The sequence below is a fragment of the Exiguobacterium sp. s83 genome (assembly GCF_018617095.1).
Classification (GTDB): domain Bacteria; phylum Bacillota; class Bacilli; order Exiguobacteriales; family Exiguobacteriaceae; genus Exiguobacterium; species Exiguobacterium profundum.
The window spans coordinates 1,145,859-1,161,520 of the sequence record NZ_JACSJP010000001.1 but is presented as its reverse complement, the minus strand read 5'-3'; the positions used below and the strand labels follow the sequence as shown (position 1 = coordinate 1,161,520).

12 protein-coding genes are annotated in these 15,662 nt (G+C 48.2%); 10 read left to right on the top strand and 2 right to left on the bottom strand.

Features of this window, described 5'->3' with window-relative positions:
• The first annotated feature begins 32 nt into the window (after positions 1–32).
• The 4 genes from serC to hemW all read left to right on the top strand — a co-directional run bounded on the left by serC (position 33) and on the right by hemW (position 4,659).
• Positions 33–1,103, top strand: a complete 1,071-nt coding sequence (serC, locus tag KNO73_RS06030; RefSeq protein ID WP_215112216.1) for a 3-phosphoserine/phosphohydroxythreonine transaminase — start codon at positions 33–35, stop codon at positions 1,101–1,103.
• Positions 1,081–2,244 (top strand): phosphoglycerate dehydrogenase, encoded by a 1,164-nt coding sequence (locus KNO73_RS06025; RefSeq protein WP_214734591.1) that lies wholly within the window; start codon positions 1,081–1,083, stop codon positions 2,242–2,244. Before serC ends, KNO73_RS06025 begins: the two co-directional genes overlap by 23 nt.
• Before the next feature lie 11 nt (positions 2,245–2,255).
• Complete coding sequence (locus tag KNO73_RS06020) at positions 2,256–3,437, top strand: DUF1015 domain-containing protein (protein WP_215112215.1); 1,182 nt, start codon at positions 2,256–2,258, stop codon at positions 3,435–3,437.
• Positions 3,438–3,504: 67 nt separating this feature from the next.
• Complete coding sequence (gene hemW / locus KNO73_RS06015; RefSeq protein WP_211782626.1) at positions 3,505–4,659, top strand: radical SAM family heme chaperone HemW; 1,155 nt, start codon at positions 3,505–3,507, stop codon at positions 4,657–4,659.
• A gap of 44 nt (positions 4,660–4,703) precedes the next feature.
• Here hemW and KNO73_RS06010 read toward each other — a convergent pair whose 3' ends face one another.
• The gene (locus KNO73_RS06010; RefSeq protein ID WP_012726669.1) at positions 4,704–5,309 is read right to left on the bottom strand and encodes a DUF1054 domain-containing protein; all 606 of its coding nucleotides are present in this window, start codon (positions 5,307–5,309) and stop codon (positions 4,704–4,706) included.
• 199 nt (positions 5,310–5,508) lie between these two features.
• Here KNO73_RS06010 and hrcA point away from each other — a divergent pair, with 199 nt between their 5' ends.
• The 6 genes from hrcA to KNO73_RS05980 all read left to right on the top strand — a co-directional run bounded on the left by hrcA (position 5,509) and on the right by KNO73_RS05980 (position 11,934).
• Positions 5,509–6,531 (top strand): heat-inducible transcriptional repressor HrcA, encoded by a 1,023-nt coding sequence (gene hrcA, locus KNO73_RS06005; protein ID WP_012726668.1) that lies wholly within the window; start codon positions 5,509–5,511, stop codon positions 6,529–6,531.
• A gap of 17 nt (positions 6,532–6,548) precedes the next feature.
• Positions 6,549–7,136 (top strand): nucleotide exchange factor GrpE, encoded by a 588-nt coding sequence (gene grpE / locus KNO73_RS06000; protein ID WP_012726667.1) that lies wholly within the window; start codon positions 6,549–6,551, stop codon positions 7,134–7,136.
• Positions 7,137–7,165: 29 nt separating this feature from the next.
• On the top strand, positions 7,166–8,992 hold the full coding sequence (dnaK, locus tag KNO73_RS05995) for a molecular chaperone DnaK (RefSeq protein ID WP_012726666.1): 1,827 nt from the start codon (positions 7,166–7,168) through the stop codon (positions 8,990–8,992).
• A 110-nt stretch (positions 8,993–9,102) separates the two neighbouring features.
• Positions 9,103–10,209, top strand: a complete 1,107-nt coding sequence (dnaJ, locus tag KNO73_RS05990; protein ID WP_012726665.1) for a molecular chaperone DnaJ — start codon at positions 9,103–9,105, stop codon at positions 10,207–10,209.
• Positions 10,210–10,227: 18 nt separating this feature from the next.
• The gene (gene prmA, locus KNO73_RS05985) at positions 10,228–11,166 is read left to right on the top strand and encodes a 50S ribosomal protein L11 methyltransferase (protein WP_215112214.1); all 939 of its coding nucleotides are present in this window, start codon (positions 10,228–10,230) and stop codon (positions 11,164–11,166) included.
• A gap of 3 nt (positions 11,167–11,169) precedes the next feature.
• The gene (locus tag KNO73_RS05980) at positions 11,170–11,934 is read left to right on the top strand and encodes a 16S rRNA (uracil(1498)-N(3))-methyltransferase (protein WP_215112213.1); all 765 of its coding nucleotides are present in this window, start codon (positions 11,170–11,172) and stop codon (positions 11,932–11,934) included.
• Positions 11,935–11,961: 27 nt separating this feature from the next.
• Here the strand turns inward: KNO73_RS05980 and KNO73_RS05975 are convergent, their stop codons facing one another.
• Positions 11,962–15,618 carry a S8 family serine peptidase gene (locus tag KNO73_RS05975; protein WP_215112212.1) on the bottom strand — a complete coding sequence of 1,219 codons (3,657 nt, stop codon included), beginning with the start codon at positions 15,616–15,618 and terminating at the stop codon, positions 11,962–11,964.
• Positions 15,619–15,662: the final 44 nt, after the last annotated feature.

Here is a 15,662-nt window from a genome sequence, read left to right as displayed (position 1 = left end):
ACCCTTAGACAGACTATAGAGGAGGAAACACCGTGTCGACGTATACATACTCTGCGGGTCCCGGCATGCTACCGACAGAAGTGATGCAAGAGATTCAACAACATCTTCTGACGTTTGAATATGAAGGCGTTTCGATTATCGAAACGAGTCATCGCTCCGCGTCTTTCCAACGTGTGGTCGACTCTCTTGAATTGAGACTGAGAAGACTCATGCATATCCCTGAGAATTATGCCGTACTTTGGTTACAGGGCGGGGCGACGTTACAATTTTCCATGATTCCGATGAATTTACGGAAACAGAATCGATTCGCTTATGTGGATACAGGCATTTGGTCTAAAAAAGCGATGGAAGATGCGAAACACTTTGGAGAGGTCGATGTCATTCATCCGTTGGTAGATGTGACGGGAGGGATGTCGTTTGAATCGAGCCTTGTCCAAGAGGTGGACTATCTCCATGTGACACTGAACAACACGATTGAAGGGACCCGATTTACACATATCCCTGAAGTCGATGTTCCGTTGATTGCAGATGCTTCCTCGAACATTCTGGCCGAGCAGATCGATGTGGAGCGCTTTGGGGTGATCTATGCCGGAGCCCAGAAGAATATCGGACCTGCAGGACTGACGGTCGTCATCATCCGTCGAGATTTGATTCAGTCGCTTCAGTTGCCGAGTTATCTTCAATATGCATCACATGTCGATACGTTATTCAATACACCGTCGACGTTTAGTATGTTTGCAGCCGAGCGTGTATTGAAGTGGGTAGAAGACTGCGGAGGCGTCGAAGCAATGGAACGATTGAATCGTCAAAAAAGTGACAGGGTCTATTCCTATCTTGAAGAGTCGTCCTGTTTTTCTCCAATTGTAACAGGGGAACGTCGTTCATTGACGAACATCCCATTTACAACGGGAAATCAAGAGCTGGATCTGCGCTTTGAGCGATACGCGTTAGAACGTGGCTTGCTCGAACTCGGTGGCCATCGTTCGGTAGGGGGCTTACGTGCAAGTCTATATAATGCGATGCCGCTAGAAGGGGCAGAACGCCTCGTCGACGTCATGAGAGCATTCGAGGAGGAGACCCATGTATCACATCAAAACATTTAATCAAATTGCTGCCGCTGGTCTGAAACGATTCGAGCCAAGCGAGTACGTCATCAATGCATCGGATCAAGCCGATGCTTGGGTACTGAGAAGTCATCAAGTCCATGAAGAGGACATCCCTCTCTATCTTCTCGCCATCGCTAGAGCTGGGGCCGGTGTCAACAACCTTCCGCTCGATCAACTTGCGAAACGAGGAATCGTCGCGTTTCATACACCTGGCGCGAATGCGAATGCGGTGAAAGAGCTCGTCCTTGCAAGCATGATCCTCTCAGTACGACCTATTGTGAAAGGTTTCAATTGGGTGAATGAACAGACTACCGCATCGCAATCTCAATTAGAAGAAGCGATGGAATTGCAAAAACGACAATTCCTCGGAGCGGAGTTGCGAGGTAAAAAAGTGGGGATTATCGGTCTGGGAGCCATCGGTGCGTCGCTAGCCAACGATCTTCTCCAACTCGGGGTCGATGTCATTGGATACGACCCTCATCTCTCGGTTGATGCCGCTTGGAATATTTCGAAACATGTCACGCGTGCCAAACACTTAAGTGAAGTACTGGGCAACGTTGATTTACTGTCGATCCATATGCCTTTGACTGAGGAGACTCGATTCAGCATCGACCGGAGTTGGTTTGAGCGAATGAAACCGGGGATGACTGTTTTGAACTTTGCGCGAGGAGAACTCGTGAAAGATGATGACTTACTGAAGGCATTCCATCATCATGTGGGACTGTATGTGACCGACTTCCCCCGTCACACGCTGATCGGTCATCCGCAAGTCATGGCATTGCCTCACCTCGGTGCATCGACTAAAGAGTCGGAAGTCAACTGTGCCATTCAAGCCGTGGAGACGCTGAAATTGTATCTCGAGACAGGGAATATTCGTTCGTCCGCTAATTTTCCGAACGTCGAGCTTCCATACACGGGTAAACGCCGTCTTGGGATTTTGCATCGAAACGTCCCGAACATGGTCGGTCAAATCACGGGAGAACTTGCCTCACATGGATTGAATATCGATAACATGGTCAATCGTAGCCGCGGGGAGATGGCGTATACGTTGATTGATTTAGACAACAGCGAGCATGAACCGTTATCGATTCATGCGCTATATGAAATACAGGGCGTCATTCGCGTCCGGGAATTTTAAGGAGGATCCTTATGGTCGTATTTAAACCGTTCAGCCCTTATATGCCAACGCATCCGGAACGTGTCGCTGCAGACCCGTATGATGTCGTGTCGATTGAAGAAGCGCAAGCCGTCATTTCAGAAAATCCCGATTCCTTTTTAGCAGTTGATAAGCCAGAAGCGCTTCAATCTGACCTTTCCCTTGAGAAGTGGGGGGAGCTGGCGCGTCATGAGCTAGAACGTCTCTATGAAAAGGAATTGACGGAACGTCCGAACGGATTTTATGTCTATCGATTGACATCGGGACAACGTCAGCAAACGGGTCTAGTCGCCACCTTTTCAGTCGCGGATTATGAAGCCGGTCGCATCAAGATTCACGAACATACACGGGAAACGAAGGAGCGGGAACGTGTCGAGCATGTCCGGGCGACGCGAGCGCACACCGGTCCCATTCTACTCAGTCATCCTCCACATGCAAACTTGAAGCAAATCCTACATAATGCGACTGACGGAGACCCGTTATTCTCGTTCACAGATGAACGAGGCGTCATGCATGAAGGATTCATGATTCCGAACCGTGAACTCGCTCGTGTCATGATGATTGGCGCGACCATCCCGTCGATCTACATTGCGGATGGACATCATCGTGCGAAAGCGGCAGCGGTCGTTTCCGGGATGAGTGGGGATCGTTCTCAAAAGAATGAACGTACACACTTCTTAGGTGTCCTCTTCCCGAGTGACGAATTGACGATCTTGCCGTATCATCGCGTGCTGACAGCGATAAGTCCTGAAGAGGTAGAGAATATGTTAGACGGACTCTCGTTTTCATACATGATCAAGGAGGAGGATCGTCTTGTCCTGCCGAATGAACATGGCGTCTTCGGAGTCGCCTATCGAGGGAAGTATTATAAGTTGACGAAACGGCAAGAAGACCCGGCGCTCGACGTTGCCATCTTACAGCGAGATATTCTCACGCCATACTTCAACGTTGAAGATATCCGTACGGACGCGAGAGTCGATTTTGTCGGTGGAAACAAGACGGTCGTTGAATTAGAGAAGCTGACTCAGGTGCCGGACCGATTGCTTTTCACCTGTCACGAAACGACGATGACACAACTGATGCGCGTGGCGGATGACGGTGGTCAGATGCCTCCAAAATCGACCTGGTTCGAGCCGAAATTGAAGAGTGGTTTATTCATTCATCGATTCGATTGATGGCGCAGGCTGGAAAGAACAGACGAAAAGCGTTATAAATGGAATGAGAAGAAAGGGGTGGCCGAAATTGGCTAAAGCCGTATATCTTCACATTCCATTTTGTGAACATATTTGTTATTACTGTGATTTCAACAAGGTGTTTTTAAAAAATCAGCCTGTTGATGATTATTTAGATGCATTAGAACGAGAGATGGTATTGACGCTCGAGGCGTTTCCGACAGAGCGGATTGATACCATCTTTATCGGAGGCGGGACACCGACCGCGCTCAATGAGGAGCAGATGGCGCGCCTGATGGACATGGTCCGCCGACACCTTCTGCCTCTCGCGTCAGACGACTTAGAGTATTCTGTCGAAGCGAACCCGAACTTTGTGAGTGCGGAAAAACTCGACACGATGAAAGCAGGTGGCGTCAACCGACTCAGTTTCGGTGTCCAGACGTTTGATGATGGTGGACTTGAGCGCATCGGGCGGACGCATCGGGCGGATGATGTGTTCGAGACGGTAAGCGAAGCGGCAAAACGCTTTGACAATATCTCGATTGACCTGATGTTCGGTCTTCCGGAACAAACCCTTGAACAAATTGACCGTGATTTAGCGCTAGCGCTCCAATTACCGATTCAACATGTATCCTCTTATTCGTTGATCCTCGAGCCGCATACCGTCTTTGCGATTCAAGATCGAAAAGGGAAGCTCCGTTTACCGGGGGAAGATGTCGAAGTCGAAATGTACTTGAAAGTGATGGAGACGCTTGAACGCCATGGTCTCAAACAATATGAAATCTCCAACTATGGCTTGCCTGGTCGAGAGAGTCGTCACAATCAAGTGTACTGGCGCAATGAAGAGTATTATGGATTCGGAGCCGGAGCGCATAGTTATTTGAATGGGACACGTCGCGCCAATATCGCTCCAATTCCTCACTATATTAAAGCAGAAGGCATCCCTGTGAAACGGGTGACCGAACTAGAAGAAGTGGAAAAGATGGAAGAAGAGTTGTTCCTCGGCCTGCGTATGCGTTCCGGGGTCTCGCTTCAGACGTTTGAACAAAAGTACGGAGTGTCGCTCGATGATGTGTTCGGTCACGTCATCGAAGAGTTGGTGAAGAAGTCACTGATTGAACGGACGGACACACATATCCGTCTAACGGCATCCGGTTTGCCACTCGCCAATGAAGCCTTTGCAGCCTTTATTGGAGAAGCAAAACTTGAACATGCTGATTCATAAAAAAATGGACAAGTCCCTCGTGAGGATTTGTCCATTTTCTTATATTACAAGACGAGATCACGATAGAGCGGTGTAAGCCGACCGAACGTGTCTTCGACCAACGCGAGAAATGCGTCTTCATTTTGAAGAATCGACGCATCGGCAGGAAGTTGACGGCCGATCAAGAAATCAGCCTTTTTCACAGTGCCGAATCGCTCAAGTAGCGATTGAATGTCTTCAGTTGACGTATCTTCAACAAGTAACGCTTCTTTTTTCATATGGTCGCCCGCGATATGGAAATCAGGGAATGTTGATTTCAAATCGATTTGTTGCAGGTGTTTCGCGATGGCGTCCTTGTTCGGCATCTCATAGATGAACGCTAGCCAGATGAAGACGCGATCGTCGAAAAGTCCAACTTGTAAGTGCGGATGTTTTTTGTACCCACGTTTGTCGTGACAAATCGCCATCCACGTATCTTTCGGTGGGTTCACCGTCCGACGAGCGTGCTTTGCCACATGCAAATAAAGAGGGATACCGACATCAGCCTCAAGCTCTGGCCCGACCTCGTCATAAATCCGATGGAAGAGCGGTTGAATATCCGAACGGATACCAGACATTCGTTCGTCGAGTCCATCCTGTTTAAATACATTAAATTGTTTTGTTGTAAACATGTAATCACCTCATCATCTATTCTACCGAAATGGGCTTTTATTTTCATTTCGTAGGTTTGCTATCGTGAAAAAAGGTGAAAAAATCCGAGTGTATGAATTGACAAATAGTGAGAACATGATAATATTTGAAGTGTAATTAGCACTCGTTAAATATGAGTGCTAATAAAGCGGGGTAACCTTTCCAGAGAGGAGTGATGTTGTGCTGACAGATCGACAATTGCTCATTCTTCGAGCCATCATTGACGATTACATCCAGACGGCTCAGCCGGTCGGTTCTCGGACATTGTCGAAACGAGACGATTTGACGTTTAGTTCAGCAACGATTCGGAATGATATGGCCGATTTGGAAGACATGGGGCTGATTGAAAAACCGCATACTTCTGCAGGTCGCATCCCGTCAGAGGTCGGCTATCGATATTACGTGGACCACCTCGTCGAGAAGCAGATCATCGACGAACGGGAGACAGGTCGACTAGAAGAACGTTTGAAACAATCTTCAAAAGAGTCTGAGATCTTGATTCGACAAGCTGCAGATCTCCTTTCTGATTTGACCAATTATACGACGGTCGCCCTCGGTCCGAACAGCCAAATGGAAACGTTGGCCCGTGTGGACTTTATGCCATTAGACGAGCGCCGTGGTGTCGTTCTCATCGTCACGGATCAAGGTCACGTCGAGCATCGTACCGTCATGTTTGAATCGCGTGTCGCTCCTGACGTCATCGAGGAAACGATTCGACTGTTGAACGACCGCCTTGTCGGAACGCCAATCGGACAATTGAAAATCCGGATTGGGGAGGAAGTTGCCAAATTGCAACTCGCTCAGCGACAGCAGTACGAAAACATGATGCAACTGATTCAATCGACGGTCGGAATCCAAACGCCGTCTTCGCTTTATCTCGGGGGCAAGAAGAAGATCTTCAATCAACCCGAGTTTCAGACGCTCGACACGTTACGCCCATTCCTAGAATGGATTGATGAGCAAGAACGATTGACGCACTGGCTCGAATCGTTGCCAAATCGTGAGATTTATGTGAGCATTGGGAGCGAGAACGGAATTGTCGCCCTTCAAAATTGTAGTGTCATAACCTCGGATTATACACTAGACGGTAAAACATTCGGAACAATCGCTATGATTGGTCCAACGCGTATGAATTACCGTCATGGTGTCCAAATGATGGGACAAATTATCGAAGCGTTGCGACGAACGAAACTAGACGAGTGACGGAAAGGAGTTTTACTATGACAGCAGATCACCAAAACGGGCATGAGCAAGATGACGTGCTTGAAGAAAAATCTGTAGACTCGGCACAAACAGAAGAGAATGAGTCAACTGAATCAAATGAAGATGAGGTTTTAAATGCTGAGATTGTGGAAGAAAGTTCTGAGGGGACGGACTTACAAAAAGAAATCGAAGCGTTGAAAGCGAGCGAGCTCCGCATTCGTGCCGACTTTGACAACTTCCGTCGTCGGACGAACGAAGAGAACGCCAAACGCGTCAAGTTTGCTTCACAGTCTGTCATTGAAAAATTGATTCCGCTCATTGACAACTTTGAGCGTGCACTTCAAGTAAACGCAACTTCGGAGGATGCGAAGCAGATTCAATCAGGAGTTGACATGATTCATCGTCAACTGCTTGACGTATTAAATGCTGAGCAAGTCGAAGTGATTGAAGCAGTCGGACAGCCGTTCGACCCGAATTTCCATCAAGCAGTCATGCAAGAACCGAGCGATGAGTTCGAGTCAGGTATCGTGACGATGGAGCTTCAAAAAGGATATACGATGCACGGTCGAGTCATTCGCCCTAGCATGGTAAAAGTTGCAGAATAATACTACTTAACGAGACGGAGGAATAAACGATGGGTAAAATTATCGGTATTGACTTAGGGACTACAAACTCATGTGTGGCAGTAATGGAAGGTGGCGAAGCAGTCGTCATCTCGAACGCAGAAGGTAACCGTACGACTCCTTCTGTTGTCGCATTCAAAGGAGAAGAGCGTCAAGTCGGTGAGGTCGCGAAACGTCAGGCTATCACGAACCCGAATACGATCCAATCAATCAAACGTCACATGGGAACGTCACATACAGTAGACGTAGACGGCAAAAAATTCACACCACAAGAAATCTCGGCAATCATTTTGCAGAAGTTGAAGAAAGATGCTGAAGACTACCTCGGTGAATCAGTCACGGAAGCCGTCATCACAGTTCCTGCATACTTCAACGACGCGGAGCGTCAAGCGACAAAAGATGCTGGTAAGATTGCTGGCCTTGATGTCAAACGAATCATTAACGAGCCAACAGCTGCGGCACTCGCTTACGGTCTAGATAAAGGCGAAGACCACACGATTTTGATCTATGACCTTGGTGGCGGTACGTTCGACGTTTCGATTCTTGAACTTGGTGACGGTGTATTCGAAGTTGTCGCTACAGCTGGTGACAACCGTCTCGGTGGAGATGACTTCGACCAAAAAGTCATCGACTACCTCGTTGCAGAATTCAAAAAAGAGAATGGCATCGACCTCGGCAAAGACAAGATGGCACTTCAACGTTTGAAAGATGCAGCTGAAAAAGCGAAGAAAGACCTTTCAGGTGTCACAAGCGCACATATCAGCCTTCCGTTCATCACAGCAGGTGAAGCAGGTCCGCTCCACTTGGAGATGACACTCACACGTGCGAAATTTGAAGAATTGACGGCTGACCTTGTCGAACGCACAATGGAACCGACGCGCCGTGCCTTGAAAGACGCAGGACTCACACCGTCTGACCTCGACAAGATCATTCTCGTCGGTGGTTCGACACGTATCCCTGCTGTTCAAAAAGCAATCCACGACTTCACGAAGAAAGAGCCATTCAAAGGGGTAAACCCGGATGAAGTTGTTGCACTTGGTGCAGCAATTCAAGGTGGGGTTCTTGCTGGAGACGTGAAAGACGTCGTTCTTCTCGACGTGACTCCACTCTCACTCGGTATCGAAACAATGGGTGGCGTGATGACGAAACTCATCGATCGCAACACAACAATCCCAACATCGAAATCACAAGTGTTCTCGACTGCAGCCGATAACCAGCCTGCTGTTGACATCCACGTCCTTCAAGGGGAACGTCCGATGGCGCCAGACAACAAGACACTTGGTCGCTTCCAATTGACGGATATTCCACCAGCACCACGTGGTGTGCCACAAATCGAAGTTAAATTCGATATCGATGCAAACGGAATCGTTCACGTATCAGCAAAAGATCTCGGTACGAACAAAGAACAATCGATCACAATCCAATCTTCTTCAGGTATCGATGAGGCAGAAATCGAGCGCATGGTGAAAGAAGCCGAAGCGAACGCAGAAGCAGATAACAAACGTAAAGAAGAAGCAGAACTTCGCAACGAAACAGACCAACTCGTCTTCGCGACAGACAAGGCAATCAAAGACCTTGGTGAGCAAGTAGAAGAGGCGGACAAAGAAAAAGCAGAAGCTGCGAAAGAAAAAGCGAAAACTGCTCTCGAAGGTTCAGACCTTGAGGCGATCCGTACAGCCAAAGACGAATTGTCAGCTGTCGTTCAAGAGTTGACGCAAAAAGTATATGCTAAAATGGCTGAACAGCAAGGTGCTGAAGGCGCAGAACCACAAGCGGAAGCGAAACAAGACGATAATGTCGTGGACGCAGAGTTTGAGGATCTCGACGACCGTAAATAAACAGCCGTTGTAAAGGAGAGCGCCAAAGCAGGTTTCTGCTTTGGCTCTTTCCATGTTAAGGTAGAATCGGTAAAATCGATACGTAGTTAGTGAGGATAGGAGCGAGAATAGTGGCGAAACGAGATTATTATGAAGTGCTCGGGCTCGACAAGTCGGCCTCGGCACAAGACATCAAGCGGGCATACCGAAAGTTAGCCCGTCAATATCACCCGGACATCAACCAAGAAGCAGATGCTGCTGACAAGTTCAAAGAGATTGGTGAAGCGTATGAAGTACTCTCAGACGAACAGAAACGGGCCCAGTATGACCGATTCGGTTTCGAAGGGGCCAATCAGTTTGGAGGAGGCGGTGACTTCCAAGGCGGCTTCGGAGATATCTTCGACATGTTCTTCGGAGGCGGTGGACGCCGTCAAGATCCGAACGCACCACGTCGCGGTGAAGATTACCAGTACGTCGTCGATCTTGACTTCATGGAAAGTGTCACTGGGAAAACGGAAACGATTGAACTCGAAATCGAAGTGGAATGTGACACGTGTATGGGAAGTGGCGCAAAACCGGGCACGAAACCGGAAACGTGTAATCGATGTGGCGGTAGCGGCGTCGAAACGGTCGAACAGAACACGATTCTCGGTCGTATGGTCAACCAACGTCCATGTAGCCAGTGTCATGGAAGTGGTAAGACGATTAAAGAAAAATGTCCGACGTGCCATGGTTCAGGTCATGTGAAGAAGAAACAAACCGTCGAGGTCAAAATCCCAGCCGGTATCGATAACGGTCAACAAATCCGTCTCTCAGGTAAAGGTGGTCCAGGCGTGAACGGTGGGCCAGCAGGGGACTTGTACGTCGTCGTTCGTGTCAGAGCACATGAGATCTTTGAACGTGTCGACCAACATATCGCAATGGATATGCCGATCACATTCGCCCAGGCTGCTCTCGGTGCGGAAATCGAAGTACCGACAGTTCACGGGAATGTGAGCTTGAAAGTGCCTGCAGGGACACAAACCGGTTCAAAATTCCGTTTACGCGGTAAAGGAATGCCGAGCGTTCGTGGTGGCGCAAATGGTGACCAGTACGTCAGTGTCATCGTGATGACGCCGAAGAATATGACAGACCGTCAAAAAGAGTTGCTTCGTGAATTTGAAGAAATTAGCGGAGAGTCCGGTGTCGAAGAGGAACATGGCATGTTCCAAAAAATGAAAAAGTTCTTTAGTCACTAAAAGGAGTGTGTACGAACGATGAAATGGTCTGAAATTTGTGTCCACACGACACAACTTGCGGTAGAAGCGGTATCCAATTTGCTACACGAAGTGGGGGCACAAGGTGTCGTCATCGAGGACGTGGAAGATTTCGACAGAATGATGGCGGAGGACCATTTCGGGGAGATTTGGGACGTTTCGGATCGTGAGACGTATCCAACTTCTGGCGTACACGTCAAAGCGTATGTCCCGGCCTCGGGAGATTTTCAAGATTTACTTTCAAATCTGAAAAAAGAAATCGAACGACTACGCACGATGCTCGATATCGGGTCAGGAGACGTCACGGTCGCTGAAATCGATGAAGAGGACTGGGCTCACTCTTGGAAGCAGTATTATAAGCCGGTGAAAATTTCGCAACAGCTTACCATTGTTCCTTTATGGGAAGAGTACACACCGCAGCCGGAAGAGAATGTGATTTTGCTTGACCCGGGTATGGCGTTCGGCACAGGAACGCATCCGACGACAATGCTCTGCATTCAAGCGATTGAGAACTACATTCAGGAAGGTGACCATGTCATTGATGTCGGTACAGGATCGGGCGTATTGTCGATTGCTGCTGCGAAACTCGGAGCAGCAAGCGTGAAGGCGCTAGATTTGGATTCAGTCGCCGTTGAATCGGCTCGTCAAAACGTTGAGACGAACGGAGTGGGCGAACTCGTTCAAGTGGACACAGGTGATCTTCTGAAAGGTGTGGAAGGGGAGTATGATTTAGTCGTGGCGAACATTCTCGCTGACGTCATTCTCCTGTTCATCGAAGACGCCTATGCACGTACGAAGTCAGGTGGTCGCTTCATCACCTCTGGAATTATCGGAGAGAAGCGGGCTGAAGTGACGAATGCTTTGGTCGCTGCTGGATTTGAGATCGAAGAGACGCGTGTGATGGAAGACTGGGTCGCGATTATCGCCAAGAAGGGGTAAGTTATGCAACGTTATTTTTTGACAAAAGAAGCCTTTAAAGGCGAAACGGTGACCCTTCCTTCCGACGTGGTCCATCACATCGGTACAGTCTTACGACAAGGTCCTGGATATGAGATGGTCCTATTGGATGGTACAGGTGTTGAGTATGCCTGTGTCGTGACATCACTTGAGAAAAAGAGCGGGGAAGCGAAAGTCATGTCATCGCGCCAGGCGACGACGGAATTGCCGATCGAGGTGACTTTGGCGTATGCACTCCCGAAAGGAGACAAAGTCGAGCTCGTCGCCCAAAAAGCGACGGAGCTTGGTGTCCACCATCTGTTGCTGTTCGAATCGACGCGCTCTGTTGCCAAATGGGATGGAAAAAAAGCTCCGAAAAAAGTAGAGCGGATTCAAAAGATTATGCAAGAAGCGGCTGAACAATCCTATCGTGCCGTGGTACCGACTTGCACATATATTTCTCCGAAAGAGCTCCAACAGAAAATAGATGGCTATGATGCCGTCGTCATCGCATATGAAGAGTCGGCAAAAGAAGGGGAGCAGTCTGCTTTCGCGCAACTGTTGACTCAACTGAAACCGAAACAACGCATTCTCGTCATCACGGGACCTGAAGGTGGATTCGATGTGAACGAAATCAATCAATGGACTCAGGCAGGAGCGACTACATGTGCATTTGGACCACGAATTCTTCGGTCTGAGACGGCGCCGCTTTATGCATTATCTGCAATCTCTTTCGCGCTTGAACTGAACAGATCATATGAAAACGGATGACCCGATCGAGGTCATCCGTTTTTCATTTTACTTTTTGTTGATTGTAATCACTTTCTTCGTGACGTTTCCACCAAGGTCGGTCACTTCGAATGTGAAGGTATTCTTCCCTTTCGCTGTCACTGGAAGTGTGATCGTCCCCGTGCGTGAGAAAGCACGCATCGCATATGGTTCTTTCAACGTATTGCTCCATTTCAAGTCCCCGTTGACACGAAGCTTGATCTCATCGAAGTTATCCGTTACTTGAACTTTCACTTTTACAGAATTCTGTTTAGACGATACGTTCTTCGGAACATTTGTCACCGACAATTTAGCTTTCGTCGAGTCGACAAAGACTGGGCGGACGAAGTTCGTCACGTTTCCGGCTGTGTCTTCTGCGACAAAGCGCACTTTGTGATACCCGTCTTTAAATGTCCGCGTCGTATTGAACGTATATTGTTTCGCTGTCGCGTCGTATGTGAGCGGTACTTCGACCCCATCCACAGTGAACGATGCAATCTCAGAGTCATCTTTGACTTGACCGATCAACGGAACGATCGATGTACCGTAAGGAGAGAAGGCGAGTGGCGCATCTACGAAGATGCCAGGCTTGGCCACATCATTTTCTGTTGATACGTTTCGAGTGATCACGTTCCCCGCGTTGTCTGATACACGAACCGAGAGCTGATCCGTAGAGGCGAGTGGTTGTTCAAGCGTAAAGTTTGCCGCATCCTTCGCTTCTTTAGCAACCACTTCTCCATTCAGGAGGAACTCGATTCCGTTGATTCCAGCAAAGTCATCCGATGCCTTGACGCTCGCCACGTTATCGTTCCAACGAAGCGTGAAGCGCGGGTCTGTGTAATCTACTTTGACAGGGATACGTAACGTTTGAGCTTGCTTCTTCATGTAGTCGATGCTTGCTTCAATCTCATAGTAATATATTCCTTTAGGCGCCATCTTACCATTTAATTGCCCATCCCAAGCGTTATCCGCTGCGTAATAGTAATAATCGCCACTCCCACCATCGAAGTAATTCTTTCTCAATTCGTCTTCCATCTTGAGGGTACGAAGGACGTTTCCTTTTTCATCTACAATCCGGTATTTGACATCTTTTGCGTTACGTAATAGCGAGAAGACTGGAGTTGCCGTATCTTTCGATCCGTCTCCATCCGGAGAGATGGCAACCGCCTCACTAGCTACGGATTCATCTAACTTTTCACCTAAGTAGTTTCCGTCGGCATCGACCAATCCAGAAACGCCATAGAATGCTCCTTCTCCGTAAATCGTCTCGTCAAAGATTGGTGCTTTGCCCCAGTCTCCTTCAAAACCGACGAATGGAACGACGAGAGATGGATGACCGTCTGTGCCGCTTGGGTCAGTCAAACGAAGGAACCCGTCGACGAAGTAGCCGTTCTCAAAGACAGATTTGGCAGATACAGTGCCTTCTAACGTTTCTGGGTTCAACACTTTTGCTTTCGAAACATCGATGGAAACTGTGATTTCTTTCTTCTGTTTTGCTTTCAATGTAACTTTACTTGTGTTCGATCCGTTGATTTTAACGATAGCTTGCTCGAGTGCTTGAGCTTCCATCGCATTTTGAACGATACCGTCTTTGTTTTTGACAGCGAGGTCTGTTTGTAACGATGCGGCTACATCATAAGTCAACGCTTCGTTCGACATGTTCTCGACGACGACCGTGAAGGATGCTTTGCTCTTCGACAACTCTTTCAAAGCGACTTTCGCCTCTTTTGTCGACTTTTCATAGGCGACAGCCGGCGAAGTGACGGCTGCATGCAATTGCATGAGACCGGCTCCGGCACGACGAGGAGAGTATGGAAGCGACTGTTTCAATTCCTGGTTATATGGTCCGATATCCGTGACAGGCTTAGATGTGTTGAGTAACAAGTTTTTCGCCATCGTGACGCGTGCTTTCCCACTCAACTTGAAGTCGCGGTCTACACGTTCAAGAACGAGTGCCGCTCCTCCGGCAACGTGTGGTGCTGCCATTGACGTTCCGCTCATCAATCCATATTGGTTATCGTTAAACGTAGAGAAAATTTGTCCGCCTGGAGCAGAAAGTTCCGGCTTGAAGTCAAGGTTCGGTGTAACTCCCCACGATGTGAAATCAGACATCGCACCGGCTGAACGGTTGTTGACACTGATTCGGTCACCGGCAAACGTCACTTGAAGGGGACCTTCTGCTAACTTGTCTTTCAGTTCATTCCCATCCTGGATGCTAAGTGAAGCCATTGGGAGTTGAGGTTGATCGAGCGCCATCGAGACATAATCGCCATGTCCGACCGCACCACGTACGATGACACCTGCTGCGCCTTGTGCTTCAGCTGTTTTTTGAATCTTCGAGTAGAAGTAACCGCCGTCGCGAACAGCAAGGACGAGTTTTCCTTTTACGTCTTTCCCTTCATAATTCTCCGGTTGTCCGTCTCCGACATATACGATGTCGTATGTTCCTTCTTTGAAGACAGGACCGTCTTGTTTTTTCCATCCGATTTTTTCATCTCCGACACGGAATGCGTCCAATTGAATTTGATCGTTTTCAAGAGAGGCGACCGATGTCGATGCTTGACTGACACTCGGTGCCCCAACGACACCCGTATCTGGGTTTGAAGCAGTCGGTAAGTCGAATCCGTGACCAAAGTATGCGGAGTTCCCTGCAGAAATCGACATGAAGATACCGTTATCGACGGCACGTTGAACGGCTTGTTGTTCTGGCGAATCGGCATCGACGAACCCGGCTGTCGAACCGAGACTCATGTTGATGACATCGGCGCCGAGTTTGATGGCATCATCAATCGCTTTGATATAGATGTCTCCATATGTAGATGCATAGTTCGGATCGTTACTGAATACTTTTAAACCTAAAATTTGTGCTTCCGGTGCGACCCCTTTGATTCCACCGTTTTCTAAATCACCGTTAGCGGCAACCGTTCCAGAAACGTGTTGTCCATGCATGGAAGCACCAGGTGAATCGTCTTTGATGTCATCGTTCTCATCGTAGTAGTTATATGCGTATGGAACTTTCTCGTTCACGTATTCGCCTGGAAGACCGAACGATGTGATGGCTTGATTGACTTCAGATTGAGTCAACTCTGCCGTCTTGGCGTCTGTGATCTTATAATCCCGGTGCTCAGGGTCGATTCCAGAATCGATGACGGCGACGACAGTACCTTCTCCGGCAAACCCGTAATCTCCCCACGTTTGTTCGGCTTGAACCATGCCATTACTCGTGATCATATCCGGTTTGACTTCTGGGCGCTCATACTCGTTGACAATGTGAACGGTCGCCACTTCAGGTAATGCTTCGACTTTGGCGATTTCACTTGTAGACAAGAATGTAGAGAAACCATTGAAGACGGTCGTAAATTCTTCAATCGGTGTAGCCGTTACGCCTTGTTTCTTCAAGGCGGACTTGGCACGTTTTTGTTCTGATTGAACAGATTGTTGTGCCTTATTTTGCTCTGATTTCGACAATTCATTAAATTTCTTTCCTTTTTGAGCGGCTTCGGCAATGGCAGGATCCCCGACGAGCTCAACGACGACCCGAACTTTTTTCTGTTTCTTCTCTAGAACCAGTTTCGGTTTAACGGAAGCTTCAGCTGAAACAGAGGTTGTTCCAGCTTGAATCAGTGCAGGTGACAAGGCGATACATGTGGCGAGTGAAGCGTTTAAATAGATTTTTTTTCGTGACAACGTATAGACCCCCTAAAATTTGTTAGTACCTGTAAAATTTAAAG